The sequence below is a fragment of the Nostoc sp. DedSLP04 genome, from assembly GCF_034530775.1.
Classification (GTDB): domain Bacteria; phylum Cyanobacteriota; class Cyanobacteriia; order Cyanobacteriales; family Nostocaceae; genus Nostoc.
Window position 1 is genome coordinate 82,803 of record NZ_JAVRCL010000001.1, and the last position, 23,347, is coordinate 106,149.

Consider the following 23,347-nt stretch of genomic DNA (forward strand, 5'->3'; position numbering starts at 1 on the left):
TCCCTACTGTCTGCAAATGTTACTGCTAATATCCTCGATCCGGTAACACCTCCAGTAATTGTCTCCCCGATTACTTTAACAGGACTAACAAACCCTCTGACAGAAGGTGGTGCTACAGATACTTTAGGGGTGAGTGTTAATGTCGCCAGCCTACTTAGTAGTCTCGGTGTTGCCGGCACGACTTTGGTTAATGGTGGAGTGCCAATCAACCTGACTCTGACTCCCGATGCTCAACTGAACTTGAATGGTTCAAACTCCTCGGTGACTTTAACTATCGACCCGACTCAAACCACCCAAGTTTTCCCCTCAGTCACCATCGCCGCCATCAATGATAATCTGACAGAAACTAATCAGACTGGTACAATTAGCGCCACAATTACAACTAGTAACCCTACTCTCCAGGCTATTCTTAACCCCATTTCCTCCCTACTGTCTGCAAATGTTACTGCTAATATCCTCGATCCGGTAACACCTCCAGCAATTGTCTCCCCGATTACTTTAACAGGAATAACAAACCCTCTGACAGAAGGCGGTGCTACAGATACTTTAGGGGTGAGTGTTAATGTAACTGACCTCCTTGCGCTCTTGCCGGGTGGTGTACTCTTGCCGGGAGCTAAAGCTGAGGTCATCCTTAGTAATTCCGATGGTCAACTGAACTTAAACGGTTCAAATAATCCGGTTGCTATAGCTATCGACACAACTAAATCTACCGAAAACTTATCCGTCGCCGTCAGCGCCATTGATGATGGTAAGACAGAAGCTGATACTGATAACAAAGGTATAATCAGCGCCACAATTGCAATCGATGGTGTCTCTTTGCTTGGACTCAATCCCATCACAGTCACTGCTAACATCACCGATCCATTAGTTTCTGGAGGTGGCAATTCTTCTGGAGGTGGTACTTCTTCTGGGGGTGGTACTTCTTCTGGAGGTGGCACTTCTTCTGGAGGTGGTACTTCTTCTGGGGGTGGCACTTCTTCTGGAGGTGGTACTTCTTCTGGAGGTGGTACTTCTTCTGGAGGTGGCACTTCTTCTGGAGGTGGTACTTCTTCTGGAGGTGGTACTTCTTCTGGAGGTGGTACTTCTTCTGGAGGTATTAACGACATACCAACCCTGATAAAGAATGCTAATAACGATATCTTTACTATTAAAGGTAAAGGTAATAGCGAAAAAGCAACACTTTCAGTCCAACTGACAGGACAAAGTTCTAATCATGTTTATGAATTGGGAGTATTTGCTGTAGATGATGAACAAGGGAGAATTCAAGGTATTGCCTCTAGCGATCCTGGTTACGTGGAAGCAGCTTTGAAACGATCCAAGGTGATTCTCTCCTCACTTACCAAGTATCCAATTGGATTCAATGCTGATTTAGCTAGTTTGTCGGAATTTACTTCTGGCGAACAGCTAAAATTTTACTTAGTACGCGATAATACCATAGATAATATCTTGGCTGGACAAGCTGCTGTTACAGATGTACTGATTTCCGATCCGACAAATCTTAAAGTTACAAGCTCAGGTAATAATAACTTCTCCTTGTCTTGGAAAGCTAGCAACAGCAGTGAATTCAAGGATTTGATGTTCAACATTCAGGCAACAGATAAAAATTTGCCTTTGGGTACAGGTTTACAAGGAAACCAACAAGGAGAACTCCTTGATTTACGTGGTGTGACACAACAGGTAAAAGCTGATTTTGTAGTCAATAGAGAAGCTGCATACGATGATGTTATCGGTTTCTATAAAGTGGCTGATACAAATGGTGGTATCGACACCAACGGGGATGGTACAGCAGATATTCTCGTAGGGCAAGCTGGTTATGCCGAAGCTGCTATCCGTGGAAGTGTTGCAGGTATAGACTTGACGGGGAATAACCAAGGTACAGCAAGTTACTCTGGGAATATCGCACCTGATTCTCTGTATGCACCGTTTATTATTGTTAATGGTAGACCTGATGCCATTCTTGATAGCAATGCGAATAACAATCCAGCAATATACTTCGCATTTTTGGGTGCTAACTCAGACAAGACAGATCACATTCGTCTGCTAGAAAATAACACCTTTGGTTTTGAGGATTTAGCAAATGGTGGTGACAAAGATTTCAACGATATGATTGTGCATGTCAATTTGAATATTCAGTAGACCGAAAACTTTTGCGATCGCTCTTGGGTCATCCGTGAGAGGTTAAGCTGAACTTCCCTCTGTACGAATGTACTAAATAGACCTCAAAAGCCTGTGTTGAGAGCAATACAGGCTTTTATATTTGCATAAATGTACCCATGTAACCCATTCGTGAGAGGTTAAGTAATTGCACATTTGTCAAGAGGGTGCAGGAAAAGGGGATAAATCCAGCCTGGAGACTTGTTTTCGTAAGGCTTTGACAACTCCTAAATCTTGATTTTCAGGAGCAGCAAAGTCAGTAGACCGAAAAGTTTTCCAGAAGCCTTACCAGTTCTTGATTTTTGCTTGGGAATACCAGAAGCCAAAATTTAGTAGACCGAAAAGTTTGGCGCTCGCTAAAACATGGTAGCCTGTGATACCGTTTTCGGGGGAAATATACAAAAGCTGATTGCTTGGCTAAATGATAAGATTAAATTATCAATAAACCCCAAAATCAACTAAAATCAGCCAGATGGCAAGTAAATTTCACAGGCAACTCCATAATTGTGGTCTACTGCTTGACCTAAAAACTCAAGCATTTGTTTAAGGGTAAATAGATGGGAGAAAACTTGTCTTGAACTTTTTTTTAAACGGCTGAGATAATGCCAGACTAGATAAATCCAAACATTAATAATTAAAAAAGCTAAAGCTACAAATAGAAATCTAATTGTTGGATTTTTGATAGTTGTTTTAATCCGACATTGATTTTTCATCCGATAGCTACTTTCAATTCCAAAACGGAGACGATAGTCGTCATGTATTGAATGTAATGACAACTTAACTTTATAAACAGCATAAATAAAAAATTATCGCCCGTGCGCTCGTCTTTTACCGTTTTTATATGTACAAACTATCCAAACTGGGAAAGTACATGAGCCATATTTATCACTGTTTAAAGTGTAAGTTGTTTTATAACTGCGCCGACCTCTAATTAATTGTCTAGTACCTCCATTTTTACCTCGAATAATCACTGGTATTTCAAAAGCAATATCCAAAACTAGCAACCATCTGATGACTGACACACAGAAAAATTCCCGGTCTAAATACAATCTTTCGATTTGAAGATTCAAAGGCTCAATCAGTGATAAAAGATAAGTGATAATTGCTGCCTTCGTATTTTGTTGTTGAAGAGCTTTGATAGCTAAAGTTACTCGTTTATTCCTCTTAATTACATAGACAGTAGCGTAGGCGTAAAAAGAACAAGTTCCACTTGTAGCTTGACTTCTATAAATATATGGTGCTTCGGTTGGTGAGGGTTCACCATAATATGGAATTAAGTTAAAATCGATAGCAATTTTTTGTTTACCTTGTCGGATTCCATCTGGTAAGCGGCTTTGAATTGCTGTATTTAAGTCTGATTCTAAAGATTTAATGTTTGAATATTTATCTAAATGGTAACGAATATCGTTACTGGTAGGAACATTCTTTAAGACTTTCGTTGTGTTTTCGATACTATCGCTTTGGGTGGCTGCTCGAATTAAAATCTCAAAGATATTTTTTTTTCACACTTTCCTTGAGTTTGAATTGGAATATGTTCTGTTAAACAGTTAACTACTTCGTTTAAGGTTTTACTATCAGTTAGAACTGGCTCCGTTGCATTCATAACCCAACTAAATAATTCTCAATTTTGCTTCTTTACCTCCATACTTTACTTTACACAAATTGCATACTACATATCCAGAACTATCTTTTGGTAGGCGCGTTACCTTAACTTTTTCGGTTATTAATTAGTTTTACTTATTTATAGTTGCTGAAGGAGTATTCTAAAAAATGTATTTTAGAATACGGTTTTTTTGACAACAGTCGGTTTTATAGGTATCGCTCTGTGCGCGATCGCAGAAGGAGTTGCAGCGTTACTGTGGAATGAAAACTTTGCTTATGCCACTGGCTGGGATGAATCCAAAGGACGTTATCTTGGTTTGAAAGCAGCTGAACACATTACCGTAACCCTTAGCAGTCAAAATCTGATAGTTAAGCCAGAAGTAGCGCAACGCCAGTTTGAGGCAGATGCTGCTGCTAAAGTAACTCCACCAGGATTTAAAGAAAAAACAGGAAGCTACAAGATTGAAAAAGAAAAAACTATTGACATTGTAATAACAGATAATGCTTCCTCTGCTGTCATAGTTCCACCAAAACGTTTCTATGGTTCAGTCAAATTGGACGCATTGCGGCTAAGACGTGACATAGGACAGATAGCAGACGAGGTTATTCAACACCTCAGTAGTTTAGTAGATGCTGAAGTAGAAATTACCTTAGAACTTCAGGTCACTGTCCCTGAAGGAGTTCCAGAGAACGTGATTCGCACAGTCAGCGAGAATTGTCGGGTTCTCAAATTTAGTAATCAGGGATTTGAACAAGAATAAAGTTGAGGTAGATAAACTTGTTAGATAGTAATGAGGTAAAGCATTAAGTTACACCCAGCGAAGTCAGGGAAAGTCTTGTGGGTTAACGGATTTGAGTGCGATCGCAGTCTTATTTATAGTTAATACATAGTTATTACTTGTAGTAACTGTGCTTCTTCCCATAGTTAATCTCCTTAACAAAACTAAACCCGTCAGGCATCTGACGGGTTTTTTGGGTTCTTAGGGGCAGAACTGATAATTTGATCTATCCATAGCCTGAGAGAATCGTTCTCTTCTCTCAGGCTGCTAATTTTCCCAAGTATTCATTTTGGAGTGCAGCAACTTGTTGTTTTAGATTCTCCAAGTCCGCTTGCATTTTGGCTAAGTCTGGAGTTCCTTGGAGTTCTTCAGCCATGTAAGAACGAATCCATCCCATGATCAATTCTGAAGCTGTCTTGCCTTCAGCCTTAGCTTTATTCATAAAAGCTTCCTTTGTCTCATCATCCATTCTGACAATAATCTGATTGCTCAATTTCGTTGTCTGCCGCTTTGCCATACTAGTTTCTGCTGAAAACTTTCAATCTGTAATAACTCTATTTACCTTAATTGTGGCGAATTTTGAAAATTTTGTAGTAACGCTATTGTTTTAGTAATAACAAGTAATTACAATATAGTAACAAGACAAAGGCGATCGCCCTCCGTCCAAAGATTGCGATCACCTTTTGTTAAACCCCATCAATGAGGTTACTCAGATGATTGTACAAGATGAATTTGACAACCAAGCCTCGGCTCAAGCAGAGTTTGAGGGATATGTTGACTACTTAGCTGACGTAGCAGCACCAGAAATTGAAATTGACTCAGTACCAGATGAATTGGGAGAACTGTATCGAGTTTGGAACGGTTCCCAACTTCTGGGAACTTTTTACCAGAATATTGAAAGCAAATGGGTAGCACAACCCTGTAATAGCGATAAAAGACACTGCTGTGATACTTCTGATTCAGCACTGCTTTTGATTGTTGCTGTCAACGGCTTACTGGTCGCGGATGTAGCTTAGAACCCAGTATTCTTCCTATCATTTAGAGACGTGAATTTAACACGTCTCTTTCTTGTTTGGAGCTTTTGATCAACAAAACTATTATCAAAAAAGTGTTATTAATTTAATTCGGTTGCTTATAAAGCTCATTTTCTAGAGCTGCTTGTACTCTTTGTGAGCAATTTTCTCGTAGCGCAGCCAGTCTAATCACCTTCCAAGGCTGAATTTCTTCTCCGCAATCATCAAGCCGCTGAATTGCCCACTTAATACGCCGAATCTGAAAATCCTCTACAGTTTCTGTCACTGATTCTAAATAAACCTTAGTCACTGGCATTTCTGACAAATGTTTTTCGAGTAGTGCCAGTAACCCAATAGCTTTGCCTATCTTGCCAAGAGTTATTCTCGCGGGTTTTTCTGCACTCAGAAGCGATCGCACAGCATTTTTTACCTTTTCGAGAACTTGCTTGTCTCTTTCTACCCAGTCAACTTTACCGACGCAAGGGACAGGCATTTTTAAAGAAGGCGAATTTTTGTTGAGCCACTCTTTATCGTTTCTGTATAGCCAAATATAGGTTGCCTTAGCTAATGCCCTGAGAGTAGTTTTCGATGCCTCTGGGTACTGCTTTTGTAAAGCTTTCCAAACTTCCCTGAATTTTACTTTGCGATCGCTGGCTAAATTTAGATTTGAGTCTAAAACTTCCTCTAAGTCTACTAGCTGATTTTCCTGTGAAGATTTCCAAAAAGTTTTTAGCTTAAGTATGGCAGTATAGCGTTTTACTGTTCTGGAATCGACCTTGAGTTGTCTTGCTGTCTCCCGTAGACCTAACTTTTGGATTTCTACCAGTTCTTTTAGCTTTTGCTCCCAGAATTGACCGTATGTCAAGACTTTGCCAATTCGCTGCTTATCTTCATCAGTTTCATCAGGGCCAGTTCTGCAATAAACCATCCCACAGGAACAATAAAAAGTACCTAACGGCTTTTTATTATCCAAACAGTGAGTGACAACAAGATTAGTTATCACTGGCTTGAGGTAGTGGTCTACCGCAGCATTTAGACACAGCCAAGACCCCTCACCAAAAGGTTTATACTGATAATCCGTATTGAAAAATTCCTCGATAGAATTCGTCAAAAATCTAATTACCAGTAGATGTCTGATGGAATGAAATGACTTTCTATGCTTCCTAACAATGCTGAATAGCCAGTTTTGCTCATTTTCGTAATTCACCATTGAGTTAATAGCCTCAAGCACTTCAGCACCATAAAAGAATAAGAAATTATCTAGTAGTCTCTTCTGGTTTACTCGCCCAGTTGCCGTTGCAAAATCTTTTTCAATCAATAAAGCTATATATTTTCTTTGAAACCACTCTGGTTCTCTAGAGGAAAGATTACTAGTTATCAACCAGGAAATATCTTGAGCCAGCAGTCGCAACTTTTTTAAAGTCTCTTGACTGTAAGTCTGTTGTATCGGTACAATAGGACAGTTTTCTTGGCTTGCAGCATAGTATTCATGCCTGTTAAAACCTTGCATAGGAATTGTGCTATCTTGCAAAGTCACACCATGAACTGGGCAAACTAGAACCCCTGGTGTTTGATGTAGTCTATGCCAGTAGGACTCTCCATACTTTTGCAAATCTTCTTCCAAACATTTCGGGCAAAATCGCAGATACCTCTGCATCTTCAACGAACTCGCCATAATTCCGGTTCTGGTATGAATATCTCCTCCGAAATCTGCTTTCATAGACTCCATCACCTGACTGGCTCTTTTTGGTGGTAGGAAAACACTGTAGAAAGGATAGAGGGTATATTTATATATCAAATCTTCTACTTGATAATTCGAGATAAGTTGTAGATTTTCAATCAACAAATTAAGGTTAGAAGGTAAGTCAACAGTAGCTATTACATCTTGAGAATTAAATAGCTCTGTTAGAGTTATTTTTGGACTTGTGTTACCACTCCTAATGTGGTAACGAGCCAAGATACTGTATAAAATTTCATCTGGATAAGGGGCTGGGAAAAAGCCAAGCATAGATTCTTTCTTATGTTGAAACCTGAAAAGAATATTTTTGTAAATTCCAAAGTGTTTCAAGTTTGTGGCGATCGCCTTCCACACCTTTCTCTGCACAGCCAACAAAATTATGAGGATTTTTGCCCTTTATCATCAAAGTTTTAGGCATTACACAACACTTATATTATCAACAGTTCAGGTATTACACAATAACTAAGTATTTTTGAGCAATTTATAGAATCTACCTGTAGTCCTTGCTGTTGACTATGATTTAGGAGGTGTGTAATAGCTGGGTACTAATGGGAAAGAAAGGGCAGAAAGGACAAAAAGACGTACCAGAGATGTACGACGAGGTGAAGAAAAGGGTCAACCTAGCCCTTACTCCCACTGGTATTGAAGGATTAGATGCGATCGCTTCCAATTTTGATATAAGCAGGTCGGAGCTTGTAGAGAGAATTGGCAGACGACTGATTTGCCTAGATATAAATTCCTTCACTGAGGAGGAGATGGAAGCTATAAAAAAGCACTGGCTGAATTGATTGCTATTTACAGCGATCAGTTGAAAGATCAGGGTTTGTTTACTGGTCTTGGTGCAGTTGAGGGCGATCGCAAGTTGCAACTACAGAAGCAGATTGAGCAATGGGAACAAATCCGCACAAAAATTTCGCATGAAAAGGGTTGAGGGAGGTTTTTGAAGTATCAGCTATGGGAGCGAGCAGCAAAATCTTGCTTAACGTCTGACGACATCTAATGTTAAAGAATACTGTACCAAGGGTTCCGCTGGGAGCATCCAGTTTTGGCAGAAATACTCAAATAGCAAGTAAACCATTGAGATAAGCGTAAGCGTTCAGAAAGAATTTGATTGACACTTTCAACATTCCACTGTGCCCCAGATATTTTAATCCTTGTCCCAATTTGTTTAATCGCAGACTCAACTGCTCCAGAACCGATGGAACAGACTTGTTCAGCCTGGTAATAGCTGTAGTTGACAATGCCAGAGCGATGTTTTTCTAAGTAGGCACAGAAGTTCTTAACTTGTTTACCTCGACAATTAGTAAATAAAGTCTGAGCAGACTCCACCTGACCTTGCCATAACAGAGTCTCAGCAGCTTTAAGCCGCTTTAAAGAACCGCCAACTTTATAAAGATTTTCCACCAGATGAAACCAATCTAAAATTTCCCATCTTTGGCTAGCGATGTCTACGACGGGCTACGCCTACGCAAACTCCTTGACTAAATTCCATACACCATCGTGGCCATCTCCCAAGCAAACAAGTGGGTCAACCAAACGCTGACTATTGACATAATCAATTAATGATTGGTTTGAGTCGAAAAATGCGCCGTAGTAAATCCCTTGTAGACGAACAGTTTTATAGTCTCGCCAGTGACAACCGACATGAGGTTTACCTCGTAGTCTTACTTTTCCTCCATCCACGCTCACTTCTGATATAGCTTGAAGTGCTTGTGGCAGTTGAAAATCTTGTTCCATAACTAATTTTTGCTGCGTTGAGTGACCAACTTTGACTCCTGTTAATGCCTCAATTTCGGTTTCGGCATTTTGGTATGATTCGTTGGCTGATAGTCTCAAACAACACTTTTGAAGTAAAGGACTTAGCCGACTTCTAGGTTTCAAACCCAGTCTATGTATCTGTTTCGCCTTTAATTTCAATTCTCCAACCAGGCTTTTGATTTTCCTGGTTTTACCTACCTTTGTCCCTGTTTTGTTTGCGATCAAAAAAAGGCTATTTCTGGGCTAACTAGCTCTAATATTTGACTGCGAACTGTTTTTTCTATCCCTTCGAGGTCTGTTAGCTGGCTTTTGTCTGCTTCTTCATATAACAATGTTGCCAATTCTTCTAAGCACGCTTTAAGCCGTTCTTGTTTATCCTGCTTCATAGTTATTGAGGCACACGGTTTTATCTGTTGTTATATTCTCCCAGAATTTGTATATCTTCCAAAAGTGGATGCTCCCGTTCCGCTTACCCCATATCCCATTGTTCAACGTCTGACGACATCTAAATGTTAAAGAACTCAGTTTGGGCATTCCCCAGCACTCAAAGCTCCCGACTGCTCAACGTCTGACGACATCTAACTAATGTTAAAGAACGTGACGGCGGTGTTGATGACGGCATCAACACGTTTCTGCTCAACGTCTGACGACATCTAATGTTAAAGAACGTTTCGATAATCTGCTTGGCTCAACCAGAATATGACTGCTCAACGTCTGACGACATCTAATGTTAAAGAACGAAACAGCGTTCCTTCAACATTTATCTTTTTGACAACTGCTCAACGTCTGACGACATCTAATGTTAAAGAACAGATTTTTGGTATTTGTGTACGTAAAGAGCGCATACTGCTCAACGTCTGACGACATCTAATGTTAAAGAACAGCGATGGCTAAACATCTTAATCCATCAAGTCTTCTAGATAATCTTACAAGCACCTGTCATTAGGAGGCACTAAATTTGCAAAATTTAATGGGCTAGGCTAGCTTAACAACACCCAGAAGGCTTATTGTTGGAACTTTCTGAGGAATTGCAAGCATCCTTAATCATAATGAAAACGCTGAATTGCTGATTCAGTAGAGAATACCGACTTTTTATCTCTTTATGTCGGCTCAACAAGCAGATATGCTTGTCAAAATCTAAATATCCTCATTTTTCAACTAGTTTGAATTGTAGTCCACGATAAATCCGGTGGTTGCCATATTTGGGACTCTTGAAGCTCATAACACTGCCAGCGTGTTCTCTTAGACCCAACATGGTCAACCCAGTAAGGTAGGGTTAGCGAACCATCTTCATCTGTAACTAACCACCACAAAGACTCACCATGATACTTCTCAGGTAAAAGGGTAACAGTATTGATTAGATCCCGACTTTCACCTAAACACAGTCCACCAAATCGATTGATAGAAGCTGGGTTCGCAAATGCCTGCTGCAAAAGTTCTGCTAAAGTAGGCTTTGCTTTGTCTGTTTTCACCCAAACTACAAACTCAACGTTCGTTAGCAACTCTTGGTAATCAGGTTTAGCATTCTTAGGGTGGTGGATATCTTTCGTTTTAAACCTGCGAAAAGTCCGAATTATAATAGATTTTTCTGGTTTAGACAAGAGCGCGATCGCTAATTGAGTTCCACAATGTTTATAACGATCTATCTCACCAATCAGAGAAAGCAACATCCCGTACACCGTAGAAGGTGGAGGTACTGGATACGTTTCAGCGTATTCTCTAGCACGGGATTGACGAAAGCAAGCAATAGGTACTTCAACTTTCAAAGCAATTGTCATCATGTTAATCGCTCCCCGATGACAACTGCAAATCTTCAGCAATGACCTGTTTTAATGCTTTGACCGCCGACTTCACTCCAGGAAACACATTTGCTCCCAAATCTTCTAAACCCTGAGAAATTAAGCCTCCAATCCATAATTCTTTGGGATCAATATCTCCTACCTCTACCTGTCGCACTAAGTTGGATACTGACATATTTCCCAGTTCGTCTTGCTCAAAGCAATATAGAAAACGAGGGGAAAAATCATGTGTCCACCGCAGTACAATACTTTCAGGGGAGAAATCATACAAAAAACGGGCATGATTTCCCGCCACTTCACCAATCGAAATCAAACCATCTAGAACAGCATGGATGCGAGATTTCTCTTTGAGGCTATCAGGTGTCAATGCAAAACCATATTGATAACGAGTAGCATGAATCTCTGTGGCATAAAGAGAATTTCGTCTTTTTACTCCACTAACAGCATTAAAGGTAATGTCTCCCATAAAAGGTATCATTGATACTGCACGAGTAACTTCTAATACACCTCGTCTAGCAGTTATTTTTCCTTTAGGCTTTTGCTTGCCCTTACGTGGAGAAGTTTGCTTATCCTTACCTTTAGAACTTTTTTTGTTCTCATCTTGAGATGCTTCCTCGGCATCGCCTCCAGACTCATCTGACGCTTCCACTTTTGCTGCTTCAGCCTGCATAAATCCCAAAACATCATCATCAATGAAGCGAATATCATCAAAGTTGAGGTCTTGCCAAATATGATCCGCTACTGGTTGAGCGTTCTCATCCCAACGTCGATTCACCGGATAGCCAACATTTTGCCAGTAGTACCGTAATGCCCAACGAATCGCCTCAGATGAAATAATAGTATGAACTTCACCTTTCCAATTCAATTTTTGTAAGGGAGTTATATTACCTTCATTTTCCCCACGATTATTAGCTGCGGTTCCATAGCTAGTCAAAATATTACCGAATAAATGAAACATTTAAAATTGCCTACTAAATTCATATTTTGTGTTTTATTAAGCAAAAAAATGTGTAATTATTCACTATTAGAATCAGAGATTTCCAATATTTTTTTCTCAACCACATTGCTTTTTGGATAACTAGCAATCGCAATAAAAGTTAAATCTCTGGCAACTTTCCAATCCATTATCCCAGAAGTTAATGGCAGTAATTCTTCCCAGTGTTTTTCTAAAATGGAAAGTTGACCTGCTCTTCCCCAAAACTCCGCAATAAATTTCCGAAAATTTTCAGCATTTGTACAACGTCCTAGTTGCGATAAAATACGTATATTTTCTCGCTCGATTTGAGCATATTGACCTTCATTTGTTCGTCCATAAATTTTAGCGTATATTTTCTTCAATGCCTCATGACAAGCTTTAATGAAGAGTTTTTGACTTTCTAGATTCCATTCAGCGTTTTGAATCATTTTATAAACTCCATCATTAGTAATAAATTTAAATAAACTTTTATTTTTAAAGATTGTATATAAATTAGCCCACCAAGGAAAGCCTTTTACTAAGTTATCGGCAATTGTTCCCGTAAACACATCGCTAATGATAATATTTTTATTTTTATATTTAATAATTTGGTACTTGGGAAAATAAATACGACTAAGCTTATAGATAAAATCTATTATTTCAGTTGTTTCTACCACTGCTATTTCTATGCGAGTTTTTTGCTGCTTTGACCAAACTACCGTTCCAAATAATATTACTTGGCATCGTTTTACTTGATTGGGTATAGCCAGTTCTATAATTGTTTCGCAAGTAAGGAATCTTAATGCAGCATCTCCTAAGCTAGATACATGGAAATCCTTGTAATCTAAGTTTCCCAAATTCCAGTATTCCTGGGCATAAATTTCTAAGTCAACCACTTCAGGTATGACTAAGGCATATTGTGTAAGTTCCAGTTTCGTATGCGATCGCAAAACAAAATAGTGGCAAGCAACAAGAGCATATAAAAGAGCAAAAGCCAATTGTGGTTTCTCTTCAAACTTAGTCTTTTTTGTAAAAGCAACATGACGAACTACAGATCCCGGATATAGCCACCCTGCTACACCAATTGATTCTCCAAATAATTGACCTTGTTTATCACAGAGTTGTTTAGCAAAATCTTGATGAGCATAGGAAACTGCTTTCTTATACTCGACATCGATTTCTATACCATCAACTATTAATGACCAGGATTTACCCCCATCAAATTTAAAAACTTGGTTATGTTGGAGAAACGTTCCTGTTATTCCCAAGTGAATATTAATTTGGGTTTCAATATTGATTGAATGCGTATTTAAGCCTGTCAGCGAAATTAGACCTTCTTTATTAATCTGAAAGGATTGCTTTAGCAGCCAGTCTAAAACTACGAAATCCTGCCCTTGCCATTCGAGGCTGATGCTGCGAGTAGTCAGCAACCAAGTTAAATTACCAGGTCGTTCTGCAGGTATTGGGTATAGTTTTTCTAGTTGCTTGAGCGTCATCCACAGCCCTGCTATGCCAGCACGATGTATCCAAGTTATGCTTGGATCGCCCAAATTTAACTGAATTTTGGGGTTGACAACACTAGCTACTACGGATATCTTATTTATTTCTGGGAAATACTCTCAAACTTATATTGGGTAGTAGTCAAAACCAGCTTTAACTTGCGTTTCCCTTTATCTTCACAGGCACAAAAACGCCACAGCCCATCTTACGTTTTCCCCCAATGCCATATCTCAGCAATGTTAGCGAATCTTCATTGTTGAGATTAATGATTTCTAATCCAAAACCCACAACCGTAAAGCGCTTGATTTTGATACTTCTACGTTTTGGGCTACCATCAGTATTTTTGGTAATAAAGGCTTTCCCCTGGATACCCAGTTGTTCTAACTGACGCTGTGCTGCTGCTAAAAACGACTCCGGTTCTTGATAAGCCTGGATAATCACTATACGCGATCGCAATCTCTCAGCAGGCTCAAGCAAATAAATTTCAGGAATCCCCAAGCGAATTGTATGCTTACCAATTTTCAGCGACTTCCCTGCTAACGGATAGATTAGACTGATTTTGTCCACAGGTAGGCGAATCTGAAGCCTGGAATTATCAGTCAGATGAATCTGACCATCCTCGCTGGGAATACCTGCAATAGTGTAAATACCCTAATGTATTATCCATGTCGTGGATTTGGGATTGAAAATGAGCGATCACAATAACCATTCTTTATTTAGAAGCCACAATGTCTTCAAAAGCATATTCCAATGTAGCTGACTCTAAAGTGACTTCTTAAACTGCTTGATCCATATCCCAAACCTGTTTTGCCAAATCAGTGAGCATTTTCTGACGCTCTTCAATAGCTTGAGAATTCCAAATTGTAAATTCCTTAGGGTCTTGAACTGCTCGATTAATAGCTGTATTAGTTCCAAGTACAGGCTTCTCTGTTATTGACCTAGTTAACAAGAAAATAGACTGCGGATAAGCAGCCTTTTTTTCGGAAAATGTGCCCCTACCAATGGAGGCGTTTATAGTCTTTTCTAATAAAGTCAGATTACCTAGCCTAGATATATATTTTGTTATTTCATTTGGCTTATCAAAATCCTCAACAATAGCTTGCTCAGGTTTTTGAGGTAAAATGTGTTCTATTTCTATTTTATTCTGAATGAATGTATTTAAATTTATCCAATTTTCTTCACTACCAAATGCTTTTTCATTAATATACTGACTAAGTTTTGCCAACATATACTTTAATCGATATTTTGGCAAATCTTTTTCTTGTAGGCTAAGGAATATTTCTTCAAACTTTTGTCTAAGATCTCGCTTAATGGGTAAAATGTACTGATTTACGAACTGATGTAAGGTATCAGCATCTTTTACTTTGCGGATTTCACTAGACCATTCAATAAAAGTGCGTTCTAGTTCATTCAGCTTTTTCCCAGTAATAATAAGAGCAAAAAGTGTATTTTCGAGCTGGCGGCATAATTCTATAAATAATTCTTTTGGTAACTCAAGACCTGTTAATAATAGACTCATATGTTGTCTAGAATTAGGAGTTAAATGTTTAATGTTAGCTAAATAACAATTATTTGTACCATCTGTATTTTTTCCTTTAATAAAAGAAGCATATGCGTTAGCAGATTTACGTAGCTTTTCTACGAATTCAATTGGTTTTTCCGTATATTGACACACTGAGTTATTGTTCAAAAACCATTCATAAACTTTTTCTTCTTGTACATCATCACGCTTAACATCAAAATTTGAAAAAATAAAGTAACGCAGAAAACTAAAAGGTTTTTCATTAGCTGATTGTATTGCATCATTTAGTTCTTTCCATTGAGTATTAATATTTTCAAAGTTCTCTATATTCGCTTGTTTAAACATAAGGTTCTTTAATAAATCCATAGGATTTAAACCAACACCTCTATCATTAAGAGTTTCAAAAACTCGTAATGCATGATTAACATCTGCTGTTTCAACACGTACAAGTTTTACTTTTTTCGTAAAATGTAAGTAAAATCTCCTTAATTCACTTTCATCTTGCCCAAATTCATTGGAAATAAAATTGTAAATTATCCCATAAGCATTGACCAGATTCTGGGCAGATTTAGTATTATCAACTATCTGCTCTAAATCAAAATTATCATCTGCAAACTTGTCTAAAACTTTGCTACTATCTTCATACTGAAGTGCTACTTTGTACAGAGGTACATCAAACCCGTTAGAATCTGTATCTATTCCGTATATCCGAGTTTTTATGCTATCAACAGCAGCATGATTTTCTAACTTTATAAGATAGTTTTTAACAACACAAGAGAAAATGTGAGCAGTAGTAATTCGTTGTTGTCCATCAATTACTTCATAAAGATTGTTAGTGCCATCAGAACTAGGGCAAACGACAATGCTACCAATAAAATAATCATCTGATTTATGACGAAATTCAAGGGGAGGAAATTCTTTATGTACATCATACAAAAGTTGTTCTACTTGCTTTTCTTCTCAAACATACTCTCTTTGATAAGGTGGTATACTGTAGAAGTCATCAAATAATTTGTCAATAGTTAGATCTAAGGATTTAATTGTTTGTTGATTCATAAATTACCTACTATTGTAAACTGTTATAAACTCTGCTGCGTCGATATGACTTTGTAGCTTATTGGCAGATGCCCAAATGGGTTGCTCAAAATATAAAGTCGCCCTATTGCCGTTTTTTACGTTCTGTTTTTTCTGACCACTTACCAGTGAGTGTTACTCCTCTAATAACCATAAGTTCGTTTTTTGCATCGCTTTAGTATAAAAATTGATTTATTCAAGGTTAAAGCCCAACGTCAATCATTTTGTGATTGTATAGACATATAGCCTCTTGTGCCAGATATCACCTCAAAAAAATTGCTGGATGTGCTAAAATTTAACCATCCAGCAATAATATCATGTAAATTACAGTACAATTACTGCTTTAGTAGTATAAATTATTCTACCGTAACACTTTTAGCGAGATTTCTTGGCTGATCGACATCCAAACCGCGACGGGCGGCAATATGATAAGCCAATAATTGCAAAGGAACTACTGTCAAAATCGGAGAAAGTAATTCTTCCACATGAGAGACGGGAAGAAGATTGTTAAAGATTTCCGCAGCTTCGCCATCGTTGACGGGGGTAACACCAATTAACCGAGAATCTCTAGCTTTGGCTTCTTGGGCATTAGAAATAACTTTTTCGTAAACACTACCAGGGATTGCGATCGCAACTACTGGTACTTTCGCATCTAAAAGTGCGATCGGGCCATGTTTCATCTCTCCAGCCGGATACCCTTCGGCATGAATATAGCTGATTTCTTTTAATTTCAATGCCCCTTCCAAAGCAATGGGAAAGTTAATTCCTCTACCCACAAAAATGAAATCTTGAGTTTCAGCAAATTCATGGGCTAGCTGTTCAGTTAAACTTTCCTGATTTGCCAAAGTCGCCTCAATTTCTTTGGGAATCTGTCGCAACCCATTAATAATTTGATCTAGTGTATCTTTTGAAACTGTCTGACGACGAGCTGCTAAATCCAATGCCAAAGCATAAAACGCCATCAGTTGAGCAGTAAAAGTTTTTGTCGCCGCCACCCCAATTTCAATTCCCGCTAGGGTACTGATGACATGAGGTACTAGATGACCAAGGCTGCTTTCAGGACGATTGGTAATGCCCAGTAGTCGCGCTTGATATTTGGGTTCTTTCCCTTGGCGACGTTCTTTTTCCATCGTCAAAGCTGCTAGGGTATCGGCTGTTTCACCTGATTGGGTAACGCCAACGATCAAGGTGTTAGCCGTCACGGGTGATGGTGCATAGCGATACTCAGAAGCGTAATGCACCTGAGTTGAAATTCCTGCTAATTGTTCAATTAAATATTTTCCAATTAATGCTGCGTGCCAACTGGTACCACAGGCGACGATCTGAATTTGTTCTAAATCGGTATATAAATCTTCAGGTAAACCAAGATTGATTGGTGATTCGGTAGATTCGGTTGGGTTAAAGTATGCGTCTAAACTCGCTCTTACTACTCCTGGTTGCTCATGAATTTCTTTGAGCATGAAATGTTTGAATCCCTGCTTTTCTACCATTGCCGGATTGAAGTTGAGCAGCCGGGGTTGTTTTTTCAACCTGTCGCCAGCAAAATTGTAAATCTCAACGCCCAAAGGTGTGAGGCGGGCAATTTCGCCATTTTCCAGAGGTAGTACTGCACGGGTGTAAGAAACGATCGCAGGTGTGTCAGAGGCACAAAATAACTCCCCTTGACCAAAACCAATTACTAAAGGTGCTTGTTGGCGAACAACAATCAATTCATCGGGGAAATCAGCAGAAATAACTGCAAGTGCAAACGCTCCACGCAAATGGTTAACGGCTTGGCGAACTGCGTCGATGAAGGGAGATGAAGGGGGAAGATTCTTTAAAAGCTCGGCTATTAGATGGGGAATGACTTCGGTATCGGTTTCAGAACGAAATTCGTGTCCTTTAGCTTTGAGTTCCTCGCGTAACTCGCGGTAGTTTTCGATAATGCCATTTTGCACCACTGCCACTCGCTTTGCTGTATCCAAATGGGGATGGGCATTATACTCTTCTGGTTTGCCATGAGTTGCCCAGCGTGTATGACCAATACCAATTTGGGCAGGGGTTTCTATTTGTTCCAGTTTAGAACGCAGGTTATGGAGTTTACCCTTTGCCCGCACACAATTTACCTCACCTTCCCAAACAGTGGCGATTCCAGCCGAATCGTAGCCCCTGTATTCTAGTTTCTCCAGTCCAGCTAGTAAAATGTCTGTCGCTGCTTGAGTGCCTATATATCCAACAATTCCGCACATTCTTCACGCCACTTTTTTTCAGGATGATTAAATCCAGTATAGTAGGTAGCATAAAGTGGACGTTTTGCAAAGAAAAAGGGAGTGATTTACTCCCCTACCACTAGTAGTTCGCCTTGGCAACGCAAGCGGGGAAAAGGGTAAGGGGGAAGGTGGGGTACCCTCTGGGGATAAGGGGCAGGGGGAAAGGTTTTTTATCCCTTACCATGAGTCCCTTTAACCTTTACCCAACCTCCACTTAACATTTTTAGGTTGGCAGACTACTAGGTATTGTTATGGATTTTAGGTTTTTTTACAGTGGATTCGCCGTCAGCTTTTGACCTGACGGTACAAATACAACTTCTAGGATTTAGATACCCAGAGATTATATCCCCAATCTAAAATTGCGATTTCGTAAGGCGGGCAGTGTCCACTTTACGATCGTAAAGGTGCTTGCTATTGAGACAATTAAAAGTCTTGAGTGCTGAGTTCCGAGTTCTGGGTTCCGAGTGAAGAATCAAGAAATTGTGTTTCTGATTTACTTCTTTTTGTCTCAGCACTCAGCACTGGGCACTCAGCACTCAGCTTTTTAGTAAGCTAGACCCATACTGCGAGTTGTTTCAGCGCCCAGGTAAACCCGGATGCTCAAAAAGTCGGTGGGACAAGCAGTTTCGCAGCGCTTACAGCCCACGCAGTCTTCTGTACGGGGTGAAGAGGCAATTTGAGCAGCTTTACAGCCATCCCAAGGAACCATCTCAAGTACATCAGTAGGGCAAGCGCGGACGCATTGGGTGCAGCCAATGCAGGTATCGTAGATTTTTACGGTATGAGACATTGAAAAAACGGCTCCTTTCGAGTGTTCTTTTCTGCGAAAGAATCATAATCAACGCATAGTCTACCGCAGTGGTTGATAGGCCGTAATCAAAAGGCTACATAACTTTAAACAATGTAATAAGCACCGTTAAAATTTGCTTTTGCGAGATTATCCCTATTGACTGATAATCAGCAACATCATCAGAGCGTATTTCCCACAGTTATATACCATAATAGGGTTTAATCGTAAAGACAAATGAAACAAAATTAAAAGTAAATAGGGACATCTCCATAATTTTAACTATGGGGATTTTGGTTAATAATTTGATTTTGCGATCGCCACATCTCCGTGTAAACAAAAACAGGTTGGCAATCTAGATTACGCAAAAACTTGTTTTCATTACTGAATAAAACTGCTGAGTGCGATGTAAATGATTAATTTCGAGACTGCGATCGCACTCAGCAATTTTTTTGCGATCGCTCACTAATAACTTGTATATTTAATTTTTTAGGCCTGGCAATTTCATAATATTTTTTCCTACATATCATCAGAGAATTTCAGAAATTGCAAACTCATCATTTATAGTAGCAATTTGTGTTTGAATATTTGGCAGGGTAGCGGTTACTTGCAGTTGTTCATCTAGATTTTTAGCATCATTAAAATTATCTTTTACATATTCCCTTTCTCGGATTTGTCGAACAATACTTTCTAACAACCAAAGTTGTTCTTCCACAGACAAGGCAAGGATAGAGCGCTCAATTTCTAGTAAATTCAATGAGATCATTTTACTTTTGATTCCTAGTCAGATGTATTTTTCAAAGATATTATATTCAGTCTATCTGGTTAACCTAGAGCATGGCCAATTCCTCATCATTTTCCCCACGCCTATCATTTCACAAATCATCAGAGATTGCTATAAATAACTAGAAAGCCGTTTTATTACTTTTTAATTAAGTATTACTGCTGAAGCAAAATGTACGCTAAACTGACTACATGAATTACGAAACAGCTAGGAAACTCCTCATAGATCAGACAATTACAACCGAGGAAAACCCAGATGCGCTGTTAACGCGTATGAAACAGGGCAAACCGCCGGTACCCGGTCAGATCACTTCGATTTTGTTGGCATTGAAAGTGGTGTTTGAAGCCCTCAAAGATGCAAAGAACGTAGACCGAGAACTGGCTTTAGCCCTTCATCAGTTAAGCATTAAGGCGCAACAACTATTTGGTGCAGGGCGTAAAGCCGGGGTTGATTGGCCACCACTACTCAAAGAAGATTTACTACGAATTTCCTTAGCAGCTGAAAGTATCTTTTCGGGTATATGGCAAACCTTAGCGACTATGGAGTTGGGGAAGAGATGAGGGAGAAATCAATTCAAAATTCAAAATTCAAAATTCAAAATTCAAAATTCAAAATTAAAGAACTTCTGCCTCCTGCCTCCTGCCTGCTGCCTCCTCTTGTCGCCCACTAACGAATTTGCAGTTCATTTTCTAACTTGCCTAAATCAGTTTTGAGCAAAACGGTCATTTGACCGGTAAAAGCTTTGCCATTCTTGGGTTGGGCAACTTCCACCCAATATACATAGCGATCGCCTACTCGTAATTCTCCCTTTAAGGCTTCCCGAATCGGAGTTTTAGCCAGACGTGCGGAATTAACTACCTTCTGGTTGGGATATTGATACACAACTTGGGCGCGATCGTAATCTTGATAAATCTCCAAGCCATAAATCACCCGCAAGGATTCTTGGAGACGCGCAAATGTCATGCCGTTAATAGCATCATACATAGTAATGCGCTCAGTCCGAATTGTGCCCCGGTCTTTGGAAAACTCCACCCTACCAGGAGGCAATACTGACGCTTGAAAAGTGAATCGTTGGGCAGCAGTATCAGTCTTTTGCACAAATAATTGCTCCCCTCTCCTAGGGCGGAGTGTCGGATGTGCTTTAATCCAAGTGCCTACCTCTTCTGTACTTTGTCCTGGTAAAGCATTGGCTTGGGAATCAAAAAGCGTTCCCACACAGAGCCAGGGCACTAGAGAAAAAGGCAAAATTAAACAGTTAAGTAGAGATTTTTTGAGCATTTTGCTGTTCAGGATTTTTATAGAAATTTCCCCATTTGGGATTAACCATAGTCTTCCCGTTTTTCAGCAAAATTACTTCAATGGGTTGTAGCGATCGCGCATCTAAGCCTTTATGGATCGCCGTAGGGGCTAAGATTGTACGGACAAGAAGATAAATTTTGGGACTGGGAGATTCAAAACTCATTATATTGGGTATTGGATTCTGCCTTTAAAGAAGATGACTATTGATGACAAATTAGTACTTCGACAAAACTTGATGGAAGTGAGAAATTCCATATTCAATATCTGCAAACTGAAGTACACCATAAGCTTTAGAATGAACGCTTGCTTGTAGCGATCGCACTATCCCAAAGTCTTCATTTAACACCCGCTCAAATTCCGGTCTAAATTCATCCTGCTTATAAGGAAATGCTTCAATCTGTGCTTTTGTTTGATAAATGAAAACCTCAAACTTGGTTCTTGTGGGAGATAAAGGAGTCAGCCGAAAAACTGAAACTTTGTCTCTTGCAGTATTCACCATCATATTAGGAAAGATGAAGCCCTGATACGATTGTCCCCTTGGTTCTCCTGAAAAAGCGGGGTGATCTTTGACAAATTCATCATCTGTAAAAGGAACAAATATCTGATAGTGTCGCCCAGTTGAAGTGTAAATAATATTCTTCGGATCGAAACACTTTAAACTTTGGGCATGAACAACTGACAAATGATAACACTCTAGATAATTTTCAATGGGAAATTTCCAATTGGCTGGCTCTTCATAAAACCAACGATCGACCTGCTGAAGTTCCTGCCAGGAGTGCTGATATTGCTCTAAATAGTCTGAGAATCCGGCTAAATAACTGACTAAGGATTCGCCTTCTGCTTCTGAGCAAATAAAGATAAAGCCGCCCCATGTCTCTACTCGTCCCTTAGCTAGATAGACAGCCGACTTATCTAAATTGGGAAAACACTCAGCGCGAGGTAAACCTTTAAGATTGCCTTCATAATTGAAGTTCCAACCATGATACGGACAACGCACCCGTTGACAATGACCCTGCCCTTGTAACATCTGCGCTCCGCGATGCGGACAAACATTGTGCATTGCTTGCAATTCACCATTATTATCTCGAATCACGAACATGGGCTGATCGCCAACTTGGCAAGTGAGATAATCCCCAGGATTAGGTAGATCGGATTCACGTCCTACAAACTGCCAGGTGTTACGCCAGATAGTTTGCTGCTCGTAAGCAAAAATTTGCTCGCTAAAGTAGTAATCACCAGGTAGTCCAAATTTTGGTTTATTACTATTAGGAGTTTCATCTACAAATGATGAATGGGTGAAGATATTCATAGTGTTAAGTTCTATTTAATCAGTGGTGTTGAGCGATCGCTGTAGTCAGAACAACCTCAGATGAGATTGCCTCTTGTGCTAATTCCTGCCACCAAGCTTCCATCGCATCGATCGTTGCCCGAAACCCTGCTGCAAACTCTCCAAATTGTTCGGGTTGGATATATGCTGCCAGAGATGTTCTCAAGCCCGCTTCATGTTCAATTTCCCACTCATCTAAATGTTTGCTAAAGAAATATTCCAAATCTTTGGGCATTGCTCCTTCTAGCAACCACTCTACAAGTTGCACGATCAGAGTTAATTCTGGAATTGAGGTTGCCTCGATCGCATAGGTTGCTCCCAGCACATTAGGTAGTTGTTGCTCAAATATCGATTGCACAGTTCTTAACAATTTGGATGTAGCGATCGATGGTGTTGCGTTCTTCACAGGAACACTCAGTCCTTGTTCTAACCCTTCAGCTAAAAGCGTGTAATGAGAAATTCCTTGTGTACTTTTGCCCATCTCTTCGGCAATGTTTTCTTTGAGTTCTTGGGCTACAATGTCCCATTCTGCTACCAGCGCTTTCTGTCTTGCTAATTCTGTGAAACCCACCAACTCCTTTGGAAAAATCGAATATTGCTGCATGATATAAGCAATCTGAGCAAAGCTTGCTTGACTCAGCATTTGTGCAACAGGATTTTTTGTAATACTAAATGCCAGGTAATCCTGAGCGAGCAGTTGATTTAGCTGCTGAGTTAGGCAATCGAATGTGTTCACCATTTTAGTCCTTTCAAAAGTTGAAGTAGTGTCGGTCGATTTGTCTCAAAAGTTGGTGTAAATATAAAAAAGGTGATACTAGCGGCAATATCAAAACCAAGCAAAATTGATGCGTAAAATTAATACGCATTTCACTGGGCCGATCGCCAAGTATTTCTGAATACAGGCAAGGCAAAATTGATACTCAGTTAGCTTGGTTGATTACCAAAGATTTCTGAATACTGATATCAGGACTAAATTTGCAAACGGTGATACTAGCGGCATATCAAAA

24 protein-coding genes and 2 pseudogenes are annotated in these 23,347 nt (G+C 39.5%); 7 read left to right on the forward strand and 19 right to left on the reverse strand.

Annotation, left to right across the window (positions count from 1 at the left end; all coding sequences use genetic code 11):
* Nucleotides 1-2,136, forward strand: a 2,136-nt coding sequence (locus RMX89_RS00270; RefSeq protein WP_322687516.1) for a DUF4114 domain-containing protein, incomplete at its 5' end; no start/stop codon positions are given.
* A 482-nt stretch (nt 2,137-2,618) separates the two neighbouring features.
* Here the strand turns inward: RMX89_RS00270 and RMX89_RS00275 are convergent.
* Both RMX89_RS00275 and RMX89_RS00280 read right to left on the reverse strand, forming a co-directional pair.
* Nucleotides 2,619-2,867 (reverse strand): hypothetical protein, encoded by a 249-nt coding sequence (locus tag RMX89_RS00275; RefSeq protein ID WP_322687517.1) that lies wholly within the window; start codon nt 2,865-2,867, stop codon nt 2,619-2,621.
* Nucleotides 2,868-2,960: 93 nt separating this feature from the next.
* Nucleotides 2,961-3,176: a hypothetical protein gene (locus RMX89_RS00280; RefSeq protein WP_322683236.1), complete on the reverse strand. Its 216-nt coding sequence runs from the start codon at nt 3,174-3,176 to the stop codon at nt 2,961-2,963.
* A 771-nt stretch (nt 3,177-3,947) separates the two neighbouring features.
* On the opposite strand from RMX89_RS00280, the gene RMX89_RS00285 reads away from it, so the two are divergent.
* Complete coding sequence (locus RMX89_RS00285) at nt 3,948-4,517, forward strand: hypothetical protein (protein WP_322687518.1); 570 nt, start codon at nt 3,948-3,950, stop codon at nt 4,515-4,517.
* 277 nt (nt 4,518-4,794) lie between these two features.
* Here the strand turns inward: RMX89_RS00285 and RMX89_RS00290 are convergent, their stop codons facing one another.
* Nucleotides 4,795-5,052 carry a hypothetical protein gene (locus RMX89_RS00290; protein WP_094343937.1) on the reverse strand — a complete coding sequence of 86 codons (258 nt, stop codon included), beginning with the start codon at nt 5,050-5,052 and terminating at the stop codon, nt 4,795-4,797.
* 196 nt (nt 5,053-5,248) lie between these two features.
* Between RMX89_RS00290 and RMX89_RS00295 the strand changes: the two genes are divergently transcribed.
* On the forward strand, nt 5,249-5,551 hold the full coding sequence (locus tag RMX89_RS00295; RefSeq protein ID WP_322687519.1) for a hypothetical protein: 303 nt from the start codon (nt 5,249-5,251) through the stop codon (nt 5,549-5,551).
* Nucleotides 5,552-5,654: 103 nt separating this feature from the next.
* Here RMX89_RS00295 and RMX89_RS00300 read toward each other — a convergent pair whose 3' ends face one another.
* Nucleotides 5,655-7,556: a TnsD family transposase gene (locus RMX89_RS00300; protein WP_322687520.1), complete on the reverse strand. Its 1,902-nt coding sequence runs from the start codon at nt 7,554-7,556 to the stop codon at nt 5,655-5,657.
* Between the two features lie 10 nt (nt 7,557-7,566).
* Nucleotides 7,567-7,704: a hypothetical protein gene (locus RMX89_RS00305; RefSeq protein WP_322687521.1), complete on the reverse strand. Its 138-nt coding sequence runs from the start codon at nt 7,702-7,704 to the stop codon at nt 7,567-7,569.
* Nucleotides 7,705-7,834: 130 nt separating this feature from the next.
* Here RMX89_RS00305 and RMX89_RS00310 point away from each other — a divergent pair, with 130 nt between their 5' ends.
* Both RMX89_RS00310 and RMX89_RS00315 read left to right on the forward strand, forming a co-directional pair.
* Complete coding sequence (locus RMX89_RS00310) at nt 7,835-8,074, forward strand: hypothetical protein (RefSeq protein WP_292736648.1); 240 nt, start codon at nt 7,835-7,837, stop codon at nt 8,072-8,074.
* Nucleotides 8,071-8,217 (forward strand): hypothetical protein, encoded by a 147-nt coding sequence (locus tag RMX89_RS00315; protein WP_322687522.1) that lies wholly within the window; start codon nt 8,071-8,073, stop codon nt 8,215-8,217. The genes RMX89_RS00310 and RMX89_RS00315 overlap by 4 nt, the downstream gene beginning before the upstream one ends.
* A gap of 127 nt (nt 8,218-8,344) precedes the next feature.
* Here the strand turns inward: RMX89_RS00315 and RMX89_RS00320 are convergent.
* Nucleotides 8,345-9,430 (reverse strand): annotated as a pseudogene (locus tag RMX89_RS00320) (ISKra4 family transposase).
* Nucleotides 9,431-9,743: 313 nt separating this feature from the next.
* On the opposite strand from RMX89_RS00320, the gene RMX89_RS34410 reads away from it, so the two are divergent.
* Nucleotides 9,744-9,905, forward strand: coding sequence for a hypothetical protein (locus RMX89_RS34410; protein ID WP_416211953.1), 162 nt, complete (start codon nt 9,744-9,746; stop codon nt 9,903-9,905).
* 293 nt (nt 9,906-10,198) lie between these two features.
* Here the strand turns inward: RMX89_RS34410 and cas5 are convergent, their stop codons facing one another.
* The 9 genes and pseudogenes from cas5 to RMX89_RS00365 form a co-directional block, all read right to left on the reverse strand.
* Complete coding sequence (cas5, locus tag RMX89_RS00325) at nt 10,199-10,825, reverse strand: type I-MYXAN CRISPR-associated protein Cas5/Cmx5/DevS (protein WP_322687523.1); 627 nt, start codon at nt 10,823-10,825, stop codon at nt 10,199-10,201.
* Nucleotide 10,826: 1 nt separating this feature from the next.
* On the reverse strand, nt 10,827-11,801 hold the full coding sequence (locus RMX89_RS00330; RefSeq protein ID WP_322687524.1) for a DevR family CRISPR-associated autoregulator: 975 nt from the start codon (nt 11,799-11,801) through the stop codon (nt 10,827-10,829).
* Nucleotides 11,802-11,857: 56 nt separating this feature from the next.
* Nucleotides 11,858-13,348: a type I-MYXAN CRISPR-associated Cas8a1/Cmx1 gene (gene cas8a1 / locus RMX89_RS00335; protein ID WP_322687525.1), complete on the reverse strand. Its 1,491-nt coding sequence runs from the start codon at nt 13,346-13,348 to the stop codon at nt 11,858-11,860.
* Nucleotides 13,349-13,451: 103 nt separating this feature from the next.
* The gene (cas6, locus tag RMX89_RS00340; protein WP_322687608.1) at nt 13,452-13,946 is read right to left on the reverse strand and encodes a type I-MYXAN CRISPR-associated protein Cas6/Cmx6; all 495 of its coding nucleotides are present in this window, start codon (nt 13,944-13,946) and stop codon (nt 13,452-13,454) included.
* Between the two features lie 127 nt (nt 13,947-14,073).
* The gene (locus tag RMX89_RS00345) at nt 14,074-15,186 is read right to left on the reverse strand and encodes an HNH endonuclease family protein (protein ID WP_322687609.1); all 1,113 of its coding nucleotides are present in this window, start codon (nt 15,184-15,186) and stop codon (nt 14,074-14,076) included.
* Nucleotides 15,172-15,768, reverse strand: a pseudogene (locus tag RMX89_RS00350) (DUF262 domain-containing protein); the annotation flags it as partial. The pseudogene RMX89_RS00350 and the gene RMX89_RS00345, both read right to left, overlap by 15 nt.
* 482 nt (nt 15,769-16,250) lie before the next feature.
* On the reverse strand, nt 16,251-18,122 hold the full coding sequence (gene glmS / locus RMX89_RS00355; protein WP_322687526.1) for a glutamine--fructose-6-phosphate transaminase (isomerizing): 1,872 nt from the start codon (nt 18,120-18,122) through the stop codon (nt 16,251-16,253).
* A 565-nt stretch (nt 18,123-18,687) separates the two neighbouring features.
* Complete coding sequence (gene psaC, locus RMX89_RS00360; protein ID WP_012411495.1) at nt 18,688-18,933, reverse strand: photosystem I iron-sulfur center protein PsaC; 246 nt, start codon at nt 18,931-18,933, stop codon at nt 18,688-18,690.
* Nucleotides 18,934-19,459: 526 nt separating this feature from the next.
* Nucleotides 19,460-19,696 carry a hypothetical protein gene (locus RMX89_RS00365; RefSeq protein WP_322672786.1) on the reverse strand — a complete coding sequence of 79 codons (237 nt, stop codon included), beginning with the start codon at nt 19,694-19,696 and terminating at the stop codon, nt 19,460-19,462.
* Nucleotides 19,697-19,905: 209 nt separating this feature from the next.
* Between RMX89_RS00365 and RMX89_RS00370 the strand changes: the two genes are divergently transcribed.
* Nucleotides 19,906-20,274, forward strand: coding sequence for a Dethiobiotin synthetase (locus RMX89_RS00370; protein ID WP_322687527.1), 369 nt, complete (start codon nt 19,906-19,908; stop codon nt 20,272-20,274).
* A 106-nt stretch (nt 20,275-20,380) separates the two neighbouring features.
* Here the strand turns inward: RMX89_RS00370 and RMX89_RS00375 are convergent, their stop codons facing one another.
* From RMX89_RS00375 to RMX89_RS00390, 4 genes are read right to left on the reverse strand one after another with little or no spacing between them, the layout of a single operon-like run.
* Nucleotides 20,381-20,992, reverse strand: coding sequence for a hypothetical protein (locus RMX89_RS00375; RefSeq protein ID WP_322684356.1), 612 nt, complete (start codon nt 20,990-20,992; stop codon nt 20,381-20,383).
* On the reverse strand, nt 20,970-21,176 hold the full coding sequence (locus RMX89_RS00380) for a hypothetical protein (protein WP_322687528.1): 207 nt from the start codon (nt 21,174-21,176) through the stop codon (nt 20,970-20,972). The genes RMX89_RS00375 and RMX89_RS00380 overlap by 23 nt, the downstream gene beginning before the upstream one ends.
* Before the next feature lie 51 nt (nt 21,177-21,227).
* Nucleotides 21,228-22,322: an aromatic ring-hydroxylating dioxygenase subunit alpha gene (locus RMX89_RS00385; protein ID WP_322687529.1), complete on the reverse strand. Its 1,095-nt coding sequence runs from the start codon at nt 22,320-22,322 to the stop codon at nt 21,228-21,230.
* Between the two features lie 19 nt (nt 22,323-22,341).
* A complete protein-coding gene (locus tag RMX89_RS00390; RefSeq protein WP_322684358.1) occupies nt 22,342-23,079 on the reverse strand; it encodes a DUF3865 domain-containing protein in 738 nt (245 codons plus the stop codon).
* Between the last annotated feature and the right edge of the window lie 268 nt (nt 23,080-23,347).

What these genes read in the sequence shown, in the direction of transcription:
- RMX89_RS00275 (WP_322687517.1), bottom strand. Translation starts at nt 2,867, where the DNA reads ATGAAAAATCAATGTCGGATTAAAACAACTATCAAAAATCCAACAATT.
- RMX89_RS00290 (WP_094343937.1), bottom strand. Translation starts at nt 5,052, where the DNA reads ATGGCAAAGCGGCAGACAACGAAATTGAGCAATCAGATTATTGTCAGA.
- RMX89_RS00295 (WP_322687519.1), top strand. Translation starts at nt 5,249, where the DNA reads ATGATTGTACAAGATGAATTTGACAACCAAGCCTCGGCTCAAGCAGAG.
- RMX89_RS00300 (WP_322687520.1), bottom strand. Translation starts at nt 7,556, where the DNA reads ATGCTTGGCTTTTTCCCAGCCCCTTATCCAGATGAAATTTTATACAGT.
- RMX89_RS00305 (WP_322687521.1), bottom strand. Translation starts at nt 7,704, where the DNA reads ATGCCTAAAACTTTGATGATAAAGGGCAAAAATCCTCATAATTTTGTT.
- RMX89_RS00310 (WP_292736648.1), top strand. Translation starts at nt 7,835, where the DNA reads ATGGGAAAGAAAGGGCAGAAAGGACAAAAAGACGTACCAGAGATGTAC.
- RMX89_RS34410 (WP_416211953.1), top strand. Translation starts at nt 9,744, where the DNA reads ATGACTGCTCAACGTCTGACGACATCTAATGTTAAAGAACGAAACAGC.
- cas5 (WP_322687523.1), bottom strand. Translation starts at nt 10,825, where the DNA reads ATGATGACAATTGCTTTGAAAGTTGAAGTACCTATTGCTTGCTTTCGT.
- RMX89_RS00330 (WP_322687524.1), bottom strand. Translation starts at nt 11,801, where the DNA reads ATGTTTCATTTATTCGGTAATATTTTGACTAGCTATGGAACCGCAGCT.
- RMX89_RS00345 (WP_322687609.1), bottom strand. Translation starts at nt 15,186, where the DNA reads ATGGATTTATTAAAGAACCTTATGTTTAAACAAGCGAATATAGAGAAC.
- glmS (WP_322687526.1), bottom strand. Translation starts at nt 18,122, where the DNA reads ATGTGCGGAATTGTTGGATATATAGGCACTCAAGCAGCGACAGACATT.
- psaC (WP_012411495.1), bottom strand. Translation starts at nt 18,933, where the DNA reads ATGTCTCATACCGTAAAAATCTACGATACCTGCATTGGCTGCACCCAA.
- RMX89_RS00365 (WP_322672786.1), bottom strand. Translation starts at nt 19,696, where the DNA reads ATGATCTCATTGAATTTACTAGAAATTGAGCGCTCTATCCTTGCCTTG.
- RMX89_RS00370 (WP_322687527.1), top strand. Translation starts at nt 19,906, where the DNA reads ATGAATTACGAAACAGCTAGGAAACTCCTCATAGATCAGACAATTACA.
- RMX89_RS00375 (WP_322684356.1), bottom strand. Translation starts at nt 20,992, where the DNA reads ATGCTCAAAAAATCTCTACTTAACTGTTTAATTTTGCCTTTTTCTCTA.
- RMX89_RS00380 (WP_322687528.1), bottom strand. Translation starts at nt 21,176, where the DNA reads ATGAGTTTTGAATCTCCCAGTCCCAAAATTTATCTTCTTGTCCGTACA.
- RMX89_RS00385 (WP_322687529.1), bottom strand. Translation starts at nt 22,322, where the DNA reads ATGAATATCTTCACCCATTCATCATTTGTAGATGAAACTCCTAATAGT.
- RMX89_RS00390 (WP_322684358.1), bottom strand. Translation starts at nt 23,079, where the DNA reads ATGGTGAACACATTCGATTGCCTAACTCAGCAGCTAAATCAACTGCTC.